At 48.0% G+C, this 19,128-nt stretch carries 18 protein-coding genes; 10 read left to right on the top strand and 8 right to left on the bottom strand.

What is annotated here, in order from left to right; genetic code table 11:
* Nucleotides 1-38: 38 nt before the first annotated feature.
* The 4 genes from H6G00_RS29700 to H6G00_RS29685 form a co-directional block, all read right to left on the bottom strand.
* The gene (locus tag H6G00_RS29700) at nucleotides 39-2,246 is read right to left on the bottom strand and encodes an ATP-binding protein (RefSeq protein ID WP_190799470.1); all 2,208 of its coding nucleotides are present in this window, start codon (nucleotides 2,244-2,246) and stop codon (nucleotides 39-41) included.
* Nucleotides 2,247-2,632: 386 nt separating this feature from the next.
* On the bottom strand, nucleotides 2,633-3,577 hold the full coding sequence (locus H6G00_RS29695) for a methylenetetrahydrofolate reductase (protein WP_190799469.1): 945 nt from the start codon (nucleotides 3,575-3,577) through the stop codon (nucleotides 2,633-2,635).
* A 71-nt stretch (nucleotides 3,578-3,648) separates the two neighbouring features.
* A complete protein-coding gene (gene trpS, locus H6G00_RS29690) occupies nucleotides 3,649-4,659 on the bottom strand; it encodes a tryptophan--tRNA ligase (protein ID WP_190799468.1) in 1,011 nt (336 codons plus the stop codon).
* Nucleotides 4,660-4,990: 331 nt separating this feature from the next.
* On the bottom strand, nucleotides 4,991-5,536 hold the full coding sequence (locus H6G00_RS29685; protein WP_190643046.1) for an FHA domain-containing protein: 546 nt from the start codon (nucleotides 5,534-5,536) through the stop codon (nucleotides 4,991-4,993).
* A 1,138-nt stretch (nucleotides 5,537-6,674) separates the two neighbouring features.
* Between H6G00_RS29685 and H6G00_RS29680 the strand changes: the two genes are divergently transcribed.
* Nucleotides 6,675-6,989: a hypothetical protein gene (locus H6G00_RS29680; protein ID WP_199318788.1), complete on the top strand. Its 315-nt coding sequence runs from the start codon at nucleotides 6,675-6,677 to the stop codon at nucleotides 6,987-6,989.
* A 46-nt stretch (nucleotides 6,990-7,035) separates the two neighbouring features.
* A complete protein-coding gene (locus H6G00_RS29675; protein WP_190799467.1) occupies nucleotides 7,036-7,218 on the top strand; it encodes a hypothetical protein in 183 nt (60 codons plus the stop codon).
* A gap of 6 nt (nucleotides 7,219-7,224) precedes the next feature.
* Here the strand turns inward: H6G00_RS29675 and H6G00_RS29670 are convergent, their stop codons facing one another.
* Both H6G00_RS29670 and H6G00_RS29665 read right to left on the bottom strand, forming a co-directional pair.
* A complete protein-coding gene (locus tag H6G00_RS29670) occupies nucleotides 7,225-7,461 on the bottom strand; it encodes a DUF4926 domain-containing protein (RefSeq protein WP_190799466.1) in 237 nt (78 codons plus the stop codon).
* 2 nt (nucleotides 7,462-7,463) lie between these two features.
* Entirely contained in the window at nucleotides 7,464-7,619 is a 156-nt protein-coding gene (locus H6G00_RS29665; RefSeq protein ID WP_190799465.1) for a hypothetical protein, read from the bottom strand.
* A gap of 348 nt (nucleotides 7,620-7,967) precedes the next feature.
* Here H6G00_RS29665 and H6G00_RS29660 point away from each other — a divergent pair, with 348 nt between their 5' ends.
* From H6G00_RS29660 to H6G00_RS29645, 4 genes are all read left to right on the top strand, one after another.
* Nucleotides 7,968-8,378, top strand: a complete 411-nt coding sequence (locus tag H6G00_RS29660; RefSeq protein ID WP_199318787.1) for a hypothetical protein — start codon at nucleotides 7,968-7,970, stop codon at nucleotides 8,376-8,378.
* 628 nt (nucleotides 8,379-9,006) lie between these two features.
* On the top strand, nucleotides 9,007-10,224 hold the full coding sequence (locus tag H6G00_RS29655; protein ID WP_190799464.1) for an acetamidase/formamidase family protein: 1,218 nt from the start codon (nucleotides 9,007-9,009) through the stop codon (nucleotides 10,222-10,224).
* 222 nt (nucleotides 10,225-10,446) lie between these two features.
* The gene (locus H6G00_RS29650; RefSeq protein WP_190799463.1) at nucleotides 10,447-11,277 is read left to right on the top strand and encodes a tetratricopeptide repeat protein; all 831 of its coding nucleotides are present in this window, start codon (nucleotides 10,447-10,449) and stop codon (nucleotides 11,275-11,277) included.
* A 152-nt stretch (nucleotides 11,278-11,429) separates the two neighbouring features.
* On the top strand, nucleotides 11,430-12,113 hold the full coding sequence (locus H6G00_RS29645) for a cation diffusion facilitator family transporter (RefSeq protein WP_190799462.1): 684 nt from the start codon (nucleotides 11,430-11,432) through the stop codon (nucleotides 12,111-12,113).
* Between the two features lie 294 nt (nucleotides 12,114-12,407).
* Here H6G00_RS29645 and H6G00_RS29640 read toward each other — a convergent pair whose 3' ends face one another.
* Nucleotides 12,408-14,645 (bottom strand): DEAD/DEAH box helicase, encoded by a 2,238-nt coding sequence (locus tag H6G00_RS29640; protein WP_190799461.1) that lies wholly within the window; start codon nucleotides 14,643-14,645, stop codon nucleotides 12,408-12,410.
* Nucleotides 14,646-14,689: 44 nt separating this feature from the next.
* Between H6G00_RS29640 and H6G00_RS29635 the strand changes: the two genes are divergently transcribed.
* The 4 genes from H6G00_RS29635 to H6G00_RS35800 all read left to right on the top strand — a co-directional run bounded on the left by H6G00_RS29635 (nucleotide 14,690) and on the right by H6G00_RS35800 (nucleotide 17,581).
* Nucleotides 14,690-14,902 (top strand): hypothetical protein, encoded by a 213-nt coding sequence (locus H6G00_RS29635; protein WP_190799460.1) that lies wholly within the window; start codon nucleotides 14,690-14,692, stop codon nucleotides 14,900-14,902.
* A gap of 205 nt (nucleotides 14,903-15,107) precedes the next feature.
* A complete protein-coding gene (locus H6G00_RS29630) occupies nucleotides 15,108-16,181 on the top strand; it encodes a glycosyltransferase family 1 protein (protein ID WP_190799459.1) in 1,074 nt (357 codons plus the stop codon).
* Between the two features lie 203 nt (nucleotides 16,182-16,384).
* Nucleotides 16,385-17,155 carry an imidazole glycerol phosphate synthase subunit HisF gene (gene hisF, locus H6G00_RS29625; protein ID WP_190679599.1) on the top strand — a complete coding sequence of 257 codons (771 nt, stop codon included), beginning with the start codon at nucleotides 16,385-16,387 and terminating at the stop codon, nucleotides 17,153-17,155.
* A 117-nt stretch (nucleotides 17,156-17,272) separates the two neighbouring features.
* Nucleotides 17,273-17,581, top strand: a complete 309-nt coding sequence (locus H6G00_RS35800; protein WP_242042571.1) for a hypothetical protein — start codon at nucleotides 17,273-17,275, stop codon at nucleotides 17,579-17,581.
* A 184-nt stretch (nucleotides 17,582-17,765) separates the two neighbouring features.
* Here H6G00_RS35800 and hetR read toward each other — a convergent pair whose 3' ends face one another.
* A complete protein-coding gene (gene hetR / locus H6G00_RS29615; RefSeq protein WP_190643148.1) occupies nucleotides 17,766-18,665 on the bottom strand; it encodes a heterocyst differentiation master regulator HetR in 900 nt (299 codons plus the stop codon).
* Nucleotides 18,666-19,128: the final 463 nt, after the last annotated feature.

Below are 19,128 nucleotides of genomic sequence, written 5' to 3'. Positions count from 1 at the left end.
CATTACGATGTAACCAAAGCTTTTTTAACCAAAGCTTTCTACAGTGGCAGTCTGACCCTAAAGGTCGTGCCTACATTTAGTGTACTCTCTACTTCAATTTGACCGTTGTGTAGAGCAACGCAGCGCTTGGCGATCGCCAAACCCAGCCCTGTACCTTGAATGTTGATTACATTTTTGGCGCGATGAAACGACTCAAATAGACGCGGCTGGTCTTCTGGTGGAATGCCAATGCCCCAATCTTGCACTTCCAGCACAACTTGCGTCTCCTGATAAGTTAGCCTGACTTGAACTGTGCTGTCTGACGAGGAGTACTTGAGCGCATTGGATAGCAGGTTGCTTAAGACTGAGCGAAACAGCTTTTTGTCTAACCCGATAGAGGCAGACAAACCTTGGCAGGTAAACTCAATAGCTCGCCCAGCACCAATGCTGCCCTGAACTTCTTCGATCAGGTCGCGACAAAACTCCTCTAAATGAATCAGCTCTAAACTTAGCTTGGCTTTTCCACCCTCGACTTGTCCTAATAGGGACACATCATCTAATAGGTAAACAATGTGAGCGATCGCCGTTTTGAGGCGACGAAAGTGCTTTTGCTTCTTTTCTTCAGTTAAGAATTGGCTGTAATTTTCTAACATCTCAGCAGACAGCAAAATCGTACTCATTGGAGTGCGAAACTCATGAGATGTCATGGAAATGAAGCGAGATTTGAGTTCGTTGAGTTCCCGTTCTCTGGTTAGCGCCTTGCGAATTTCTTGCTCTACCTGCTTGCGGGCAGTGATATCTCGGCTAATTCCCCGATAGCCCTGTAACTTTCCCTGCGCGTTAAAGATCGGCGAACCGCTGGTTTCTAACACAACGGATTGTCCAGCTCTGTGTAAGAGCCTCTCCTCCAGGTTGGTAAACGGCTCCTGCCTGGTAACGTAAAAGTTGATCAGAGTGGCAAATCGTTTCGCTTCATCTGGTTGCATCAGATCAAAGGCTGTTTTGCCGAGCAGTTCTTCTGGCTCGTAGCCCAACACCTGGTTGACTTTAGGGTTGATATAAACAAAGCACTGGTTGAGGTCAACTTCCCATACCCAATCGCTGGTTTGCTCGACCAGATTCCGAAACTTTTCCTCGCTTTGTTGCAGAGCGGCGATCGCCTGTCTGCGTTCGGCGATCGCTGCCGGATATTGAACTAAATCGTGTTGCTGTTGCTGAATTTGTTGGGTGTAGATTGAGAAAAAATCACCTAAACCTGGAGCTTCTGTTAACAAAACATCGAGATGGTCCTGCGCTCGCTTATCCATTTCGTAACTAACTTCAGGATGTGCCTCCATCCAGAGGTGACATGTTTTTACATACGCAATGAATGTAATTAAGTTTTGGTAGTCCCCTGCTCTCAAAAGGTGACGCAATGTGCTGTAACAAAGGGCTGCTTGGTCCCGTTTTAAGAAAATTGTGACCGAACACCAGAGCACACCCTTCTCCAAAGCAGAATTAGATTCTGGAAAGTTTGACAGTTTCGGCTGGGCTAACAAGAACTCTAAATGCTGGTTGATTTCAGCCTCAGTTGGAATTGGAGAGGCTAGCAGTTCTAGAATCTGCTGCGCTTGCCAGCCCAAGAGTCGCAAGGCGCAACTGTGACAGACCATGCAGTAGGGCACGATGCAGTAGCGCGACAGGTAAGCAAACAATTTTTCCTTGAACAAAACAGGCAGGGGATTGTCCAGGTAGAACACTAAGGTTTGCTGCCAAAGAGTTGACAAAACCTGGGAATCGTTTTGAGCAGGGAAAAAAAAAGGCGGGACAAATCCTAGCTTTTCGGCAATCTCAATCTGGATTGCTTCAATAGTGGAACTGTGATCAACTGATTCGGATGAATCTAGACACAACCTTTCAGACAATCGGGCTGGCGGCTCCTCAGAGACTCGAAAAATGCACAACCTTTCTGCATCTGTGGTAGAGCTAATGTGAATCTCAACGGTGTTGTTGTCCTGTTGTCTAACGGTTAAAACGACTTCAGAAGTTGCTTGCACAGCTTGCTCAAACTGCTGGCAGTCTTCTAAAGACCAGTTTCCCTGAACCGCTAGCTCAGAGAGAAGCTGTTGACACTGGGGCTGAGTTTGCAACCAGCTATCGGAAATTTTCCAAAGCTGGGTCAGCTTTGAGTTAAATAGCGTTAGCGTGCTAGATGAATCAAATAAAGCGATCGCATTGTCTACCTGCTCTAAAATCAGGTTGAAACTGGGGGAAAGGGGCGATCGCATAACGTTACCTGAAGTTCAAATTTTAATGGCAAGTGAAGCTGCCCGCTTTATGAATCACTTTCAAGACACGAGGTCCTGAAAATGGCTTTTTATAGGAAGATAGCCTGTAGAAGAGGGAATAATAGACCGCCAAAATACTCAAGTTTTACCAGCGATATGTGTAGACTCAGTTAAGAGTCAGTGCTTCTGCGGAGGGAAATCCAAGCGGTTCTAGCCAATAGCAGATCGCCTCAACTTCTAAGGGTAACGGGCAAATCTCTAGTTGGCTTTGCTGTGACTGTCATAGGACAATGAGCAAAACAATCGTGGCAGGCTTTCATCCATTGACGATTGGAGATTGGCTGAAGCGAATAATTGCACTCGATCGCCCTATTGCTGGACTACTGTTACCCGTTCGCTTTCACCGCTAGTGGAGCAATTCCTGCCAGATCTAGAATTTGTGGAATCAAATCTTCGCGTTTGACGGACATCATGTGAACGCCTTGACAAAGCTGACGAGCAAGCTTTACTTGCTCTGCGGCGATCGCCACACCTTCTTGCAGCGGATCAGCCGCTTGCTCCAACCGATCAATAACTGCGTCGGGAATCTGTACGCCCGGTACGTTGCGGTTGATAAATCGAGCATTCTTGGCTGATTTCAGCAGGAAAATACCCGCCAAAACTGGCTTGTTGCAGCTCACTGCAACCTGATCCATAAACTTTTCCAGGCGATCGAAATCTGAAATCAACTGGCTCTGGAAAAACTGCGCTCCTGACTCTAGCTTGCGCTCAAACCGCCGCTGTAGCCCTGACCAACTGCCACACTGAGGGTCGATCGCCGCTCCTGCAAATAGCTCCGTCGCGCCATCAGGTAGCGGTTTCTCATTAAAATCCAATCCCTGGTTGAGCTTATCAATCAGCTTCAACAAACGCACCGATTCCAGGTCAAACACGCCCTTTGCAGTGGGATGATCGCCCGCTTTGATCGGGTCGCCCGTTAGCGCTAAAACGTTGCGAATACCGAGGGCCTGTGCGCCCATCAGGTCTGCTTGCAGGGCAATGCAGTTGCGATCGCGGCAGGCCATCTGACAAACTGGCTCAATCCCCTGCTGGAGTAAAACCACCGACGAAGCCAGCGACGACATTCGCAAAACTGCCCGACTACCATCGGTGATATTGACAGCATGAACGCGATCGCGTAGTAACTTTGCCATCTCAATCATGTGCGCCGGATTTCCACCCTTGGGCGGCATCACCTCAGCCGTAATCAGAAATTCTTTGGCTTGAGCAGCAGCGCGAAGTCGGGAGCTAGGGGTTGGGGATTGAGGGTTAGGGTATGGGCGATCGGACATTGCAGCAGTCAGAGGGGTAGGGAGCAGGGGAGAGAGGCGAAGAGTTGTAGTTTTACGCTAAAGTCGGTCGCCTACAAGGGGGTAGAGTAGCCCAGAGCAGACTTGACTTTTGCCAGGGTGACATTGGCGATCGCCTCTGCCTGTTCTCGCCCCTGACGCAATACCGACTCCAGATACCCCTTATCTGCCATGATTGCATGATATTTGTCCTGAATTGGCTTTAGGGCGGCGATCGCTGTCTCGGTCAACAGCGGTTTGAACTGTCCCCAACCCATTTCCCGGCACTCTTCTGCGACGGCTTCCTTGGTTTGGTTGGAAAGAATCGTGTAAAGCGTCAGTAGATTGTTGCACTCGGGACGCTCTGGATCATCGAAGGTCAGCCCGCGAATGGGGTCAGTTTTGCAGCGCTTAATTTTGTGCTGAATTTCCTCTGGCGAATCTAGCAGGTTAATCCGGCTTAGCTCCGACGGGTCAGACTTTGACATCTTCCGGGTGCCGTCTGTCAGACTCATTACCCGTGCCCCTTCCTTACGAATCATCGGGTCAGGCAATTTTAGAATCGGCTGGTTTTCCTTGCCAAACTGATAGTTGAGTCGCGCCGCAATGTCTCGCGTTAGTTCTAGGTGTTGCTTTTGGTCTTCACCGACGGGCACCTTGTCTGGCTCGTAGAGCAAAATGTCTGCCGCTTGCAGTACCGGGTAGCACAGCAGCCCTGCCCCGACATTTTCGCCTTGTTTAATCGCTTTCTCACGATACTGCACCATGTCATAGAGCCAGTTTAGCGGCGTGATGCAGGTCAGCAGCCACGACAAGTCGGTGTGAGCAGGGACGTGTGACTGCACAAAAATCGTGGCGCAGTCCAAGTCAATCCCACAGGCTAAGTAGGTTGCTGCCACTTTGTAGGTGCTTTCAGCTAAAGCTGCCGGATCGTGAGGGACGGTCATGGCGTGCAGATCAGCCATGAACAAAAAACTGTCGTAGTCGCGCTGGATTTCTACCCAGTTGCGAATTGCGCCAAGGTAATTCCCCAAATGGAGATCGCCAGTGGGTTGAATTCCAGAAAGAACGCGCTGTTTGCCCATAGGTATAAAGTGAATCCGGCTGAGGAGCCTGCTAATTGATCAAGCCCTTACTTTTCTATCACTACCCACGCTGCAAACTCAACTGGATATGTAGCAATTCTAAATGGGTTGTGAGAGACACACCCCTCTGAGATGCGCCTCTCACAATCTGCTCGTCTGACAACTAATTTCTGATACCAATTCTCTTTAAGTTCTCTTTAAGGCTGCATATTTTGGAGCATGCCCCGCTCCAAAATATGCAGCTTCATGTAGAAACGGTATGACAACTAAATTGTAGGACTGATATCTAATTGATATCTACTGATATCTATGGTGTTCTAAAAATACCAATTTAATAATAGGTTGCTTCACCAGCATTGACAGCAGGTTGACTGCGAGTTGTCACAAAAAATTCAATCTTCAGGCTACCAATTTGAATTAGGTCACCGTCTTGAAGCGATCGCCGCTCCATCACCGGAATGCGCCGTCGATTGACCAAGGTGCCGTTGCTGCTGCCAATGTCAGTAATGCTAAATCCTTCATTGCGGTGGTGGCTAATCACGGCATGACAGCGAGACGCAGAAGGGTCTTGAACTGTAATCGCGCAGGTTAAACTTCTGCCGATTAGCCAGCTAGAAGCGATCGCCGTGTTGTGGCTAATTTCAGACTGCATCAAGTTGGTGATCAGAAAAGACGTTCGCCCGATGGCAACTGCCTGAATGTAGCAAGATGATAGCTGACAGCGTTGTTGAGCCTGTAAAACGGGTCTAATCAGCGTCGCAACTTGGTCAATATTGAAGTCGCAGTCTGCACAAAGAGAGTCGGACAGCGACGGATTTTGCTCTAAAAAAAGGAGAGGACAAGGATTAGACACGACAGAAGATTGCAAAGGTGACATGTTTGCTAGCCAATTCTGCTCAATTTGAGTTGAAGAGAATCATCGAATTTCACGACTTATCTGTAAATCTCTTACAAACTAAATTGCCCCCTATCTAGTGTGATCAACTATGCAAGAAATTCTCCCCTGAAATAAAAGATGCAGTTTGATTGGTTAAAAGTATTTATTTGATATTTTAAGTATGAATTAGTTGATAGGTAGACCTTAAAACACACCTTTTATCAAGTAATTGCTCAGGATAATCAGATAGTTGCATAGTCCAGAACAAAGCTTTAGCTCCTAAGCTTCAGGACAATTTGCGATCGCCATAATATGAGCAATTTCTACTTCATGCCTGAACCGTTAATTGAGTAATTTAGTCTTCTCTGTAGTTGTACTGATGCACAGGCTATGGAGCATTAAATGCCAGAATCACGGGATTTGGCAATCCTAACTTGTAGCAAGTTCATCGAAACTTTACAGATATTCTGTATCTTTGGATTTTCTTAAAGCTGCTTTGAATAAAATCTCTTGAGGATAAAACGAGAGAATACGTATTAGTAAATAGCTCAATCTTGTATAACAATTCTAAAAAGTTTTGAGAAAGGATCTCAACTTCAACTGTAATTCTTCCATTGCTCTTTAATAGCTCTACGGATCAAATTTTCAATGCCTTCTAAGCTTTGAGGATTTCTTGATATTTAAGCAGCCACTATGCTCTCTAAAGTAGTTTCTGTAAAAGCTTTTTTAGGTTTTAAGAGAATTTTATCTCTGTCGATCGCCAACAATTCCTGCCCTGCTTCCCACCGATGAGCTTCTCGTCAAGCTTGAGGGATAATCACTTGACCTGCATGGGTTAGCTTAGGTGTTTCTATTTTTTATGCGATCAAGATTGACTAAATACCCGGAGATAAGATTTAATTCTGCAATGCGACTTTGACAGAGTGAGTTCTTGTCAGTTGCAGACCCAAAAATTTAGTCGCGCTACCGAAAGTTGCGTCAACAACTCTCGATAGCTAACCCTTTCGACTGTTCACGGCAGTCTGGGGGCTGAAGGTATTTTATCCCTATTTTCAGCCGCCCCAGCTTGCAATGGAAACGCATCGGGGCGGCTTAATTTTTGGGTTTTCCTGCCGTTGTTTAGTTCAAGGAAAACCCCATGCATTCCAACTTAATCACCCAGCCAGTAGCGTTCACTGGGACGCTACAGCCCATTCCCTTATCTGTTGCGCCACGACTGCAACCTACTGCAAATGGGCAGCCCTGCCGCGAACCAATTCGACATTTGCTAATTGGCTCACCTACGCTGGTGCAACACACGATTCACCAGCTCCACAATTTGCACTACGCCGAAGCAGGGCTATGGAGTCCGGCGATCGCCCTCCCCAATGCCGAAACCACGATCACGCTTAACCCCGGTGAGGTGTTGAGGATTTTGCTGCGCTATGTGGCGATCGGGGATGTGGTGGAATAGAGCTTAACCCTCTTTGGTGAAGCAGGGGATGCTTGAGCAATAGCCAATGTCCTCTGTAGGGGCGTGGCATTCGGGCAAAAGCCCTCGGTTGTTTTCAGGGTTTACCTGCCGAATGCTATGCCCTTACGCAGTCCTGCGGAGAGGCAACGAATTGCGTTTTCACATTGCCCAATACTTTCCACAGCTTATTGTGGAAGGAGCGATCGCCCTGCCCATCGCACCAATCTGACTGCTATCAAACATTCACAAGTGATGGTTCGTATACAAGCACCATTAAGCTGTCTGAAGGAACTGTTTCCATCGCATATGTTTTGCCTTCAGCGTCGGAAAAATCAATTAAATAAGCCTGATCTTTGAAGCTTGTAAGCACAGTGCCAACTTGTCCACGTTTAAGTAGAATTGATTGCTTTGTTTCTTTGTGAATGGCTTGAATTTCGTCCGTTAAGGCAACTACGTCGTATCCTTTAATCATTATTACTTGTATTGCTGTAATGCTTTCCTGAGGTCTGGCTTGAGAATATCCCGATCCAGTTGGTCTAGCAGCTTGCCGCCTCTAGATTTAATCACGTCGGTGATGATGCCTGTTAAGCCTGCGGTCGCTGCTATTACAAAGGGTTCAAATCCAGTCATGGAAGGATGGGGATGGGGAGAAATTGTTTACTCGAATCGTAGTCACAAAAGCAGCAATCTGCCTACCCGCTCGTTAAATTCCTATACTCATACATCGAATTCACGAACCTGTTTATTGAATTTGCGAACCCATTTCTTGAATTCGTGTACCCGCTTGTTGAATTTCTATACCCACTCGTTGAATTTGCGAACCCGTTTATTGAATTCACTAACCCATTTCTTGAATTTGCAAACCCATTTATTGAATTTGAATAGGCTACGTCCTTGATCAAGAGAAGTGACGACCGCAGTTTTACGGTTATTTTCTACGAGAGACAAAATTAGCAGAAGTTTTCGGGTAAATCACCAGTGACAAAGGGCGATCGCCTCTCTTACCTTGGCAATGTCAACCAACTATTCGGGGTGTTAATTGTGCCACGCTTAAAGCGCAGTTCCATTGTTTTAAATAAAGCCGAGCGCCGAGCCGCCGCACTGAAATCAATTAGTTTCTCTCTCGATTTGGGTAACGGGTTAACGCTTGAAACCTTCAGCGAGTTGATTCAGGATATGCAAGACAAGCTAGAAGCTTACAATATGGCTCTTTCTGCGGTCGACGCAGCCCACAGCAAAGTGGAAGAAGTAGAGCGATCGCTACGAGATTTGTGTGAGCTATGCTATTGGGCGTTGCGGTTAAATATGGTAAAAACAGCGTTGAGTATGAGATGGCAGGCGGCACCCGCAGGGGCGAGCGCAAGCGCCCTGTGCGGAAAGCAAAAGTAGTGGCGATCGGTTCTGACGCCGTTTAGGAAGTCGCGGTCTTTCAAAATCAAACGCAAATAACCCGTAATCGTTTTTGAGAGAAGCGCGGAAACCATCTTTCTCTCGAAAACGATTTTGTTTTTCAAAATACAGAATGATCTGTTTGAGTACTCGTAATATTGCTGCTACTCAAGGATATATGTTCAAAAGCTCATATTTTTCTTGATAGCAAATCTTGCATGGATTGGGTTTGTAAAAGGGTTAACAATCCGATAGCTTGAATCTTCAAAAAGCTGGGCTTTAGCTCATCAATTGATGTTCAAGCTATCTATCTTTGAACCGTATTTCATCCTCATCCAAAAACCATTTATTTAAGGGAATGTTTGGAAAGATTGATTCGTAGCCTAAAGGCTTGTAGGGGCGTGGCATTCGGGCAAAAAAATTGGGTTTCTACCGAAGTTTATCTACGAATGCTACGCTCTCACAGGGAATCCGCTATACCCCTACAAAGAATATTTACTGCTTTCCAAACTTTCCTCAAAAGAATCTAATCCAAACAGCATTGCTGTCTGCTTTAGGGTGCTAACCCTGGCATTTCGTCAGGCTTTGTGTGTTTATTTTCCTGTGTATCCCTGTAAAGGACTTTGCGATGAAAGTGCACCGAAAAGGAACTCGCCAGAAATGGTGGAATCGTTCTAAACAAATAGGATTTGCTTGCCTGAGTGCGTTGTTGATTGTAGGAATCTGGGGACTCAAATCCCTGGCTCAAGGTCCAGTTCCCACCAATGGCAGCGGCGAATCGTCTTATGTGTTGTTGGCAACGCCAGAAACGACCCATTTAGGATTTTTTAGCGTCGATTTGCCGCCTGTGCTGCGGGTGAAATCGGGCGACACGGTGACTTTCTCCACCTTTCCCAACGTCGGAGAAGAAGCACGACCGGGGCGATCGATTGAGGAATTGGTGGCATCAGCCGATGCATTGGCAAACGAACGCAAGCTGATCGGACCCCACTCCCTCACTGGTCCGGTTTACGTCGAAGGGGCTGAACCGGGTGATGCGCTGGAGATCAAAGTTAAAGAGGTCGTGCCTTCAATTTATGCGGGGCAGATCGTGTTTCCGGGCGATCGCAGCCTGGGGCTTTTGCCCGAAGAATTTCCGCAGGGCACCATCAGTCACCTGTATGTAGATTTGGCGAACGAGACAACCAGTTTTGCTGAGAATGTAACCCTTCCCGTTAAACCTTTCATGGGAATCATGGGCATTGCGCCGCCTCCAGATTTTTCTGCCAGCAATCCAGAAGCAGGCGATGCCTGGGAAATTCGCCCCGAACGGATTGACACATTAGATGGATTGCGCCGCGTCTCCAGCGTTCCGCCTGACCTGTGGGGCGGCAACATGGACAATAAAGAGTTGACGGCTGGCACTTCTCTGTTTGTCCCGGTGTTTAATTCGGGGGCGCTGTTCTCAACCGGAGATGGTCACGTCAATCAAGGCAATGGTGAAGTCGGCTTGACTGCATCCGAAACGGCAATGCGAAGTGTGACGGTGCAGTTTGTCGTCCACAAAAACCTGGATTTAATTCGCCCGATCGCTGAAACGCCAACTCACTTCATGACAATGGGCTTTGACCCAGATGTAGATAAGGCGATGAAGATTGCGACTCGTGACATGGTGGATTTGTTGGTCAAGAGTACGGGTTTGACTCGCTTGCAGTCCTATTCTTTGTCCAGCCTGGCAATGGATTTGAACATCACGCAGGTAGTGGACATCAACCGGGGCGTTCACGCGCTGGTGCCCAAGTCGATTTTTACCAACTACACCCCGATTGCTGAGCTACAGGGAATGGTTCAAACGGAGCAGCCATAGAGCAACTTTGAACTGTGAAATAAAGGAATACGTAGGATGGGTGGAGCAAAGCGAAACCCATGCGGGCATTGGGCTTTGCGCTAATTCATTTAACCTATGAGCTAGGCAGAATCAGGCTCAAGATGGGGTGGCGTAATGGAATCGATGTGGGTGTTGGGTTCCGCTTTGCTTCACCCAACCTACTTTTAAGTCGGTGTTAGTTGATGTGTAGGAGAGATCTTCATGAAAATGGCTTTTTCGTCGTTTACCGTTCCCGCTCTGGAGTCCCCGATCGCCGGAATTAAATCGGCATTATTCAAAGCAGGGACAGTAGCAACTGCGGTGATGGTTGTGGTCACGCTGATTTGTGTTGGAATCTGGGTTACGCCTCTGCAAATTCCGTCACTGGCGCAGCTCCATCTGCCTGTTGGAAATGGATTGCCAGCAACCTATCATCAGGCAATGCAATTGCGGCAGCAGGGGGACTTAATCGGAGCATTGAATTACCTGGAGCAGGCAGCGATCGCCTCTCCCCAATCGGTTCCTGTCCTCTATGAATTGGGACGAGCTGAGTTTCAACTGAGTCAGGTAGAAGATGCGATCGCCCACTATCGCGAAGCGCTTGCCCAAGATCCAGACCATGCCGCTTCTGCTTATCGGCTAGGCAGCATCTTAGTCACGCTAGGCAGCGTTGATGAGGGAATTGAATATCTCCAGCATTCTGTTGCCATTGCACCAACTGCGCTGACCTACTACGACTTAGGAATTTCGCTAGGGCGACGGGGCGATCGCCAGGGAGAGATTGAGAATTTGAAACAGGCGATCGCCCTTCAGCCTGACTACGCAGATGCTCATTTGAACTTGGGCATCACCTACGCTCGTTTGAATGACGTTCCCCATGCCAAGCAATCTCTTCAAATAGCACGAGATCTCTATCAGGCAGAGATCGAGAAACTTGAACACGCCCATTTAGGACAAAACAGCCTGGATGCGCGTATTATCGATCAGATGATTGCGGCGCTTGATTCAGGCTGCGATGTTCAATGCTGGCAACAAGGCGTTCATGGTGCATAATTTTGGAGAGATGGGGTGAATCACGTCTTTCCAGAGGAAGACGCACAATCCTGCAAAGACGCGATCAATCAAGTCTTTCAAGGAAATATGAACAAAGACGCAATTCATCGCGTCTGGACGATCGGGATCAGGATCATTAATGGTTTGGTGCTATGCAGTGGTGTGAATGTACAACGTGTGATCCGCTTCAGGGGAAGTTGCCTGACCCTACTCCCCAACCGCCATCTAGCAAGCTGCGGCTGTTGGGGCTTGGGCTGTTGCTAACAGGTGGCTTTGCCCTGGCAGAATACGGCATGAGCTGGTTGAGCCACAGTTTGGCGTTGGTGGTTGACTCGGGGCATATGTTCTCAGACTGTTTGGCGATGGCGCTGTCTCTGGGTGCAACCTGGTTAGCCCGGTTTGCTGCCAGTCGGCAAATGACGCTTGGCTCCCAACGAGCAGAACTACTGGCTGCATTGGCAAACGGAATTGGGCTGGTGGTGTTGGCAGTCTGGGTTGCCTGGGAAGCGATCATTCGGTTTCAGAGTGAGCATCCCGCAATTATTAGTGAAATGATGCTGCTGACGGCGATCGTCGGGTTGGGCTTCAATCTGGTCACGGCTTCGCTGTTGCACAACCACAGCCACGCTGATTTAAATATCCGAGGTGCGTTTCTGCACGTATTGGCAGATACCGTTAGCTCGGTAGGCGTGATTTTAGCAGCGCTGTTAATCTGGCTGCTGCACTGGGATTGGGCAGATGAAGTGATCAGTCTGATTACGGCTGGGCTGATTGCACTTGGAGCATTGCCGCTGATTCGGGAAAGCCTGCGATCGCTGCGCCAGCCTTCTCTTTAAGGGGATCCAAAGGCGAAGTTGAATGTGAATGCATAACCTCTAACCTCGCCCCTAGGTAGAACCTGGGAATGTCTTTAGTAAGGTTCTGCCTTTGCAAGCTAAAAGGCAGAGCCTCGCAACGAGGAGAAGTTACACCGAATCCGTCTGTAGAGTAGCGGTATTGGTAGGGGCGAAGCATTCGGTTACAATCCCTGCCGCTGGAGCACAATTCCTTTGCCGAATGCTTCGCCCGTACACCAAACAGCGCTTCTTTACGAATAGTGCTTCTTTACGAAACGAATTCCGTATTAGTTCTTAGTTTGAAACTAACTCCGAAATCGTAGCCCACGATCCTCGCGTGTCGAGGTAGCTGGATGCATAGTTTTGGCAGAGCAGTTCTTCACTTAAAAACGGATCGTATTTCTCGCTGATCTTGTTTCTCACCGTTGCAGCTAGCGCAACAGGATTAACGGGAGGTTTAGCGGCGATCGCCCTCAATTCCTTCAACACCTTCGCAGGCGTTGTCTCTTCAATAGTGAGGGCGATCGCATCCCTTCCCACCCGCAACCCCTTTGACTGGAGCTGCACCAGGATTGTATTCATCACCAGGTCGCCTTTCCAGCAAAACAATAGTGTTTGCTGCCCGTTGGATAACAAAGGTGTATTCGCAAGGTGAAAGCGATGGAAGTTAGTTCTAGCTTCGCTGAGCAGATCGTGGGCGATTGCATCTAAAAAGATAGGCGCTTCTTTGGAAACATAGAGCCTGTACATCTCCTCTCGAATGCGATTGTGAATCCAGCCGCGATTGCCACTAAAACTGGGAACCCGCCCAGCGGCAGCGCGTTCTACATCGACAATGCGACGTTCCTGATCGACTGCCAAAACGCGCCAGCGATGTCCAGCAAAAATGAGGTAGAGTCCCTCAGTTAAAGGATATTCAACGGGCAAGGTGCCTAATGTTTTGCCGTGAGTCACGATGCGGTATTCTTCGGGCGTTTGAAAGGCAGTGAAAAAACTGTAGTGATTCACTAGTTTTTCCCCTTTCAAACCCAAAAGAAGTAACCCTTCCTGAGTTTGCTGAATCAGATCTTGCGCCCCCAAACAGCGCAACAGTTGAATAAATAAAGCCTGATCAACAGCGGTAAAAGCTCCCTTCTGGCAAAGTGTTTCCCATGCCTGTTTTGCTCTCACACCTCCTCTTTCGGCAATGAGTGATAAAACTTGTTGAATGAGGGTTGAGAGATGCAATTTACTCACAACAGGCGGTTCACACCAGCGCTCTAGCAGCAGATTGACAATGGCGATCGCCTGCATCAGTTCGGGGTGCAGTGAGTCTTGAGGAGAAGTGTAAGGAGTCACTTCGGGCTCTGAAATGTAGAAACGCATGATTGCCGCATCACCTTCTCGCCGTCCCGATCGCCCTAACCGCTGACGAGTACTGGTGACAGAAAAAGGCGCACCCACTTGAGCAATCGAGGTCATGGAACCGATGTCAATTCCCATCTCTAATGTGGTGGTGCAAACAACAGTAGTAGGGCGATCGCCCTTCAACGCTTGCTCTGCTTCTTCCCGCAAATCTTTAGAGAGACTGCCGTGATGAGGTAAAAACTCATTGGGGAGTTTTTGCTGTTCACATAATCGACGCAGGCGATCGGCGTATGCTTCCACATCAGCCCGACGATTAATAAAAATGAGATTGTTTGTACCGCGCAACACCTTAAACAAATGGGCTGCAATATCTGACTTATCTTTGGATTCAGCAGTTTGAGTTGCTTCTGTATCGACTTCAGTTTCTTCCTCATCCTCCAAGTCGAAGAGATCGGGTGCAAGTTCGCGATAGCCGCGCACCTGAATCTTGAGTTCCTGCCCCTCATCGTCCTTCGGTTGAATCAGCAAGACCTTCTCACCTTCACCGGAACGGATAAACTCTGCTGCCAGTCCCATATCGCCTAGCGTCGCACTCAAGCCAATGCGGGGAACGGCATGTCCTGCAACTTGTTCCACTCGATGCATCAGGCTTTGCAGTTGTTTGCCTCGCTCTACACCAATAAAGGAGTGCAATTCATCAATTACGAGATAGCGCAATGCCTGAAAGATTCCTGCCAATTCGTATCCCCGTCTCACAAACAGTGCTTCTAAAGACTCTGGGGTAATTAGCACCACGCCAGACGGATGCTTGAGCGCCCGCAGCTTTCGCCCTGCATCAATATCTCCGTGCCAGGGGTGAATCGGAATCTCTAACAGTTCTCCCATTGCAGAAAGGCGACGATATTGGTCGTTGATCAGGGCTTTTAGCGGACTAATGTAGAGAAGCTGAATTCCGCTGCCAGTCTTATCCATTAACTTGGAAAAGATGGGCAGAAATGCCGCTTCTGTTTTGCCGCCTGCGGTTGCAGCCGAGATAATTACATCGCGTTGGGCGGAAAGAATGGGGGCGATCGCCTGTTCCTGAATATCGCGCAACTCCATCCACTGTTGCTGCCAAATCCAGCGCTGCACCCGTTCATGCAGTTGGTCAAATCCAGAGGAAATGGGGTGATCGGAGGAAGACATTTGCAGCTATCTCATTAGTGATGCATCGAGCAGTACGATAGAGCATGTTAACTAGCCAGCACTTTAGTCAAAGTTTAATTTTGACTGGTTTTCGTCAATATGATTTCTTCATGGTGGATGAAATATTGGTCGATTATGACCCTCATGATATGAGCGGCAAGCCAAATAATATTCGTTTATTCTGTGCAAAAGAAAACCAAGCAAATTACTTCAATCAAGTGAAGAATGCTTTTTGGATTAATTTATGGATCTTCTAAAATACCAAATCCAGTTAGTTCTGTCCTGGTTTCCCTAACTGAACTGTTTCTGAATTGTAGTAGCGCTGCAAGGTTAAAGCGTTGGGTTTCGCTCTGCTCCACCCAACCTACAGTTAACTGAATGTCTCTAAGTTGTAGGTTGGGGCAGAGGTATGAAACCCAACACCCGAAGAGATCCTTTTCAAAGGCGTAGTATTTCTTAGAAATGTCTCACCAGCTATTAGTCAATCTTGCGTTTTTGCTGTCTCGTCCTACAGGTACGAGTACTTATGCGTTAAACCTTTTGTCTCACTTAAAGTTACTCAATCCTTTACTCCTTACGGCTCAAACGGTCGAAGGGCAAGAGTGCTATCCAATTCCAGCAGGGCAAACTGCAGAGCAAGGGTTTCGAGGGCATCTCAAGCGACTAATTTGGACTCAGCAGCAGTTGCCCAAGATTTATCAGGAGTGGCGATCGCCCCTGATCTTCTCCCCTATTCCAGAAGCTCCTTTATTTACAAACTGCCGCTTCGTCGTCACAGTTCACGATTTGATTCCGATTCGATTTCCTAAACGATTTTCTCCCCTGATCCCCTATTACCGTTATTACGTGCCCCAGGTTTTGCAGCAGGCACAGCATTTGATCTGTGATTCTGTTGCGACGGCTGAGGATTTGACTCACTTTTTTCAAATTCCAGCCAAAAAAATTACGCCCATCCTCCTTGCCCACAATGCTGAACACTTTCGGTTTTTAGATTTACCTACCCGCAATTATTTTCTTTACTTGGGTCGGAGCGATTCTTATAAAAACCTTCAGCGCTTAATTGCTGCATTTGCTGCCTTGCCAACTTGTAAGGACTACGAACTGTGGCTAGCAGGACCAACCGATAAGCGCTACACACCTCAACTCATTGCTCAAATCGACCAATTAAATCTCTCTGCTCAGGTCAAGTTTTTGAACTACGTTGACTATGCAGAATTACCCAAGGTGATTAATCAGGCGATCGCCCTCGTCTTTCCCAGCCTGTGGGAAGGATTTGGGCTACCCGTCTTAGAGGCAATGGCTTGCGGAACACCTGTGATTACTTCCAATGTGTCTTCTTTACCAGAGGTGGCAGGCGATGCAGCTATTCTGGTGAATCCTTATGAAGTGGCTGAAATCACAGAAGCAATGCAAACGGTTGCTTCGGATGCGGGAGTGCGATCGCAACTTCGTTCGGCGGGTTTAGCTAGAGCTAGTCAATTTAGCTGGGAAAAAACTGGGCAACGGACTGCTGAGGTGCTTCAGCAATTTTGTTGATTTTGGCGCAACTTATACCAATTTGATTTGAAAAGGATGCAGATGCCCGCAGGGGCGAATGGTCATTCGCCCTTACAAGGAGTTGATATGTCGTGAAATCTATTTAAATCGGTATTAGACCTGCTGCGCTTCAAAAAGTGGTTTATGCAGAAACCCTTTTGATTTGAGAAGATGATTGTTGATTTGTTGCTTAAGGAAGAAGAATGCTAGCCAAGCGAATTTTGCCCTGTTTGGATGTCAAAGCCGGACGGGTAGTTAAAGGCGTTAATTTTGTCGATTTGCGCGATGCAGGCGATCCAGTGGAGCTAGCTCAGGCGTACAACCAGGCAGGGGCAGATGAACTAGTGTTTCTCGACATCACTGCAACCCACGAGGATCGCGACATCATCTATGACGTGGTTTACCGGACTGCGGAACAGGTTTTTATTCCGCTGACGGTGGGAGGTGGCATTCAATCCTTAGAAACAATTAAAAAATTGTTAAGAGCCGGAGCCGATAAAGTCAGCATTAATTCGGCGGCAGTGCGTGACCCAGAGCTCATCGACCGAGCCAGCGATCGCTTTGGCGACCAGTGCATTGTGGTGGCGATCGATGCCCGTCGTCGCACTGATCCTGCTAATCCGGGTTGGGATGTGTTTGTCCGGGGTGGGCGAGAAAATACAGGATTGGATGCGATCGCTTGGGCTGCTGAGGTCGCGCGCCGGGGTGCTGGAGAACTGCTGGTAACCAGCATGGACGCAGACGGAACGCAGGCTGGCTATGATTTGGAGTTGACCAAGGCGATCGCCAACCAGGTTCAAATTCCCGTAATCGCGTCAGGGGGAGCGGGCAACTGCGAACACATTCACGCCGCCCTCACCGAAGGAAAAGCTGAAGCCGCTTTGCTAGCCTCACTGTTGCACTATGGACAGCTTACCGTCGCTGAGATCAAGCATCATCTGCAAGCTAATCAAGTTCCTGTCCGCCTAACATAGGTTCTGCATTTTCAGAACCGGCTTCTTAACAAGTCTTCCGTCAAAAGGAGGACACTTCCATGAGAAGCTGTTACAATACGTAAAGTATTACATTTCGTTACACTTTACGTTCTTTAGATGTTCTTTATTCTGATTGTTGTCATTGGTCTAGTCGCCTGGGCCTTGCATCTAATGCAAGAGGCAGTCGAAAGCCGCGAGTTTTCTTTGATGCTTGCTGGCTTTCTGGTCTCTGCTGCTGCTGCTGCGATGATGGCTGTCTATTTCTTGATGGGTCACTACGTGGGTTATATGTCCCAGATGGCTCAGCATGCCTACTTGCACGATCAGTTTCTAGAATCTCAGGCACAATTTGATGATTCAATTTGGACGGTCGATTTGAGTGCTGTTCTCAATGATGGCTATCCTGAGCTCCGTCCCCGTTCCTGATGTACTAGAGGGATGGAGTACGGACAACCGAGTTTTTTAGATTCAACCAAGCTTTTACGTCAATGTGGAGCAGACAAGAGGTCTGCTCCACATGAATGTTTAGAGGTGTTTTTCTTTCCTGAAGGTTGAGCTTTCAAACCAGCGTTTCAACCTTCGGACTTGAGAGTTGTAGATTAGAGAGTTTCTATTCTCCCTTCGGGCCCGTCACCATTTGCAGAATGAATGGGTGTCCACCAGCCTGGTGATAGCGGTCTGCCCAGGCTCGAATCACTTCATCTAATTCTTCGAGTGCCTGGTCGATGCGCTCAGGCGGAATGTCTAATTCCTCTAAAATTCGCACGACTTTGGGCTGTCGATCTGCCCAGTCCTTCATCAGGCGGAAATAACGGGCTGTGTCTTCCACCATGATGTAGGTGCGTTCTTCTTCATCTGCTGGAGAGTAAGAGGAACGGGTCAGCGCGTAGAAGGGCATTCCCCAGGGTGAGTCAATCCGAGTGACGGTACCAGAGTAAATTAGCCGTCGCTTGATGTGCTCTGCCAACGCTTCACTCAAGGGCATCGCGCGGTCTGCTGGCACATCTTCTTGCGATCGCGTGTGCAGAAACTCAATGATGTCCATGAACTGGAAAGAGTTAATCAACTGTGCGTCAGGCAGATTGTCTGGCAGCTTCTCTTCAATCTGACGTTTTTCGTCCGAGGTGAGGCTAGTTCCTGGGATTCTGGCCCGTCCGGGCTGCCAGGGGTATTGCTCCAGCCAAACGTAAGGCAGTTGAATCAAGTAGCGTGGCTCTTGGGAGCCAAGCATTTTTAGTAATTTGCCCTCGGTCAATGCCTGCCGCACTTCTTCAACAATCACCTTGACCCGTTTTGGCTCAATGTGATGAAGATGACCGGTCATCCGCAGGTTTTGCCCCTGCTCGAGATAGGTCATGTAGATAGCGCACTTAGCGGCAGTTGCGGCTGCGTCCAGGAAGGCACCATGTCGATGTCCACTGGTTCGCATGGCACTAAATGCCAGGTAAAGCATGATCTGATCCATGGCGCTAGGGCTGAGGCGTTTGATCAGATCTATGTCGTTGCTCATCTTAAAGGCGATCGCGCAGTGTGTGGACAATGAATTGATTGACTTAAGCTAACTTCTGCCTCTGTAGCTAGGCAGATTAACCGTCAAAGCATCCTTAGCTTAAATCATCCCGATAACGTTAGGCACTGATCTTACTCACTTAAATTGGCTTTTTTTGCTCAGAAATGGGCAGAAAACCAATTCGCATTTAAGGCAAGATGGATCTACAGCAGATCAGTTGCTCTGGCACCCCTAGCATAAATGAAAGGCAGTTTAAGGTCGCTCTCTAACAGGATAGAATTTTTGACCCTGACCTGGCAGACATTGATGTATCCCTTTTCACGGTATTTCAACTGAGTTGTTTTGGCAGAGACAAATATCTCACAGAGAGAAATTAATTGCGTCAATAAATTCCGCATCTCTGACAAAACTTATTCCTAGATTAAGGGAGAACGACGAACTATTTAGGAAGTTTTTGGACAAA

This window comes from Leptolyngbya sp. FACHB-541, assembly GCF_014695875.1.
GTDB lineage: Bacteria > Cyanobacteriota > Cyanobacteriia > Elainellales > Elainellaceae > JAAUTN01.
This window is presented reverse-complemented; position numbering and strand designations above follow the sequence as displayed.

Coding starts and splice junctions, on each gene's coding strand:
- H6G00_RS29700 (WP_190799470.1), bottom strand. CDS start 2,246: ATGCGATCGCCCCTTTCCCCCAGTTTCAACCTGATTTTAGAGCAGGTA.
- H6G00_RS29695 (WP_190799469.1), bottom strand. CDS start 3,577: ATGTCCGATCGCCCATACCCTAACCCTCAATCCCCAACCCCTAGCTCC.
- trpS (WP_190799468.1), bottom strand. CDS start 4,659: ATGGGCAAACAGCGCGTTCTTTCTGGAATTCAACCCACTGGCGATCTC.
- H6G00_RS29685 (WP_190643046.1), bottom strand. CDS start 5,536: ATGTCACCTTTGCAATCTTCTGTCGTGTCTAATCCTTGTCCTCTCCTT.
- H6G00_RS29680 (WP_199318788.1), top strand. CDS start 6,675: ATGCATTCCAACTTAATCACCCAGCCAGTAGCGTTCACTGGGACGCTA.
- H6G00_RS29675 (WP_190799467.1), top strand. CDS start 7,036: ATGTCCTCTGTAGGGGCGTGGCATTCGGGCAAAAGCCCTCGGTTGTTT.
- H6G00_RS29670 (WP_190799466.1), bottom strand. CDS start 7,461: ATGATTAAAGGATACGACGTAGTTGCCTTAACGGACGAAATTCAAGCC.
- H6G00_RS29665 (WP_190799465.1), bottom strand. CDS start 7,619: ATGACTGGATTTGAACCCTTTGTAATAGCAGCGACCGCAGGCTTAACA.
- H6G00_RS29655 (WP_190799464.1), top strand. CDS start 9,007: ATGAAAGTGCACCGAAAAGGAACTCGCCAGAAATGGTGGAATCGTTCT.
- H6G00_RS29650 (WP_190799463.1), top strand. CDS start 10,447: ATGAAAATGGCTTTTTCGTCGTTTACCGTTCCCGCTCTGGAGTCCCCG.
- H6G00_RS29645 (WP_190799462.1), top strand. CDS start 11,430: ATGCAGTGGTGTGAATGTACAACGTGTGATCCGCTTCAGGGGAAGTTG.
- H6G00_RS29640 (WP_190799461.1), bottom strand. CDS start 14,645: ATGTCTTCCTCCGATCACCCCATTTCCTCTGGATTTGACCAACTGCAT.
- H6G00_RS29635 (WP_190799460.1), top strand. CDS start 14,690: ATGTTAACTAGCCAGCACTTTAGTCAAAGTTTAATTTTGACTGGTTTT.
- H6G00_RS29630 (WP_190799459.1), top strand. CDS start 15,108: ATGTCTCACCAGCTATTAGTCAATCTTGCGTTTTTGCTGTCTCGTCCT.
- hisF (WP_190679599.1), top strand. CDS start 16,385: ATGCTAGCCAAGCGAATTTTGCCCTGTTTGGATGTCAAAGCCGGACGG.
- H6G00_RS35800 (WP_242042571.1), top strand. CDS start 17,273: ATGTTCTTTATTCTGATTGTTGTCATTGGTCTAGTCGCCTGGGCCTTG.
- hetR (WP_190643148.1), bottom strand. CDS start 18,665: ATGAGCAACGACATAGATCTGATCAAACGCCTCAGCCCTAGCGCCATG.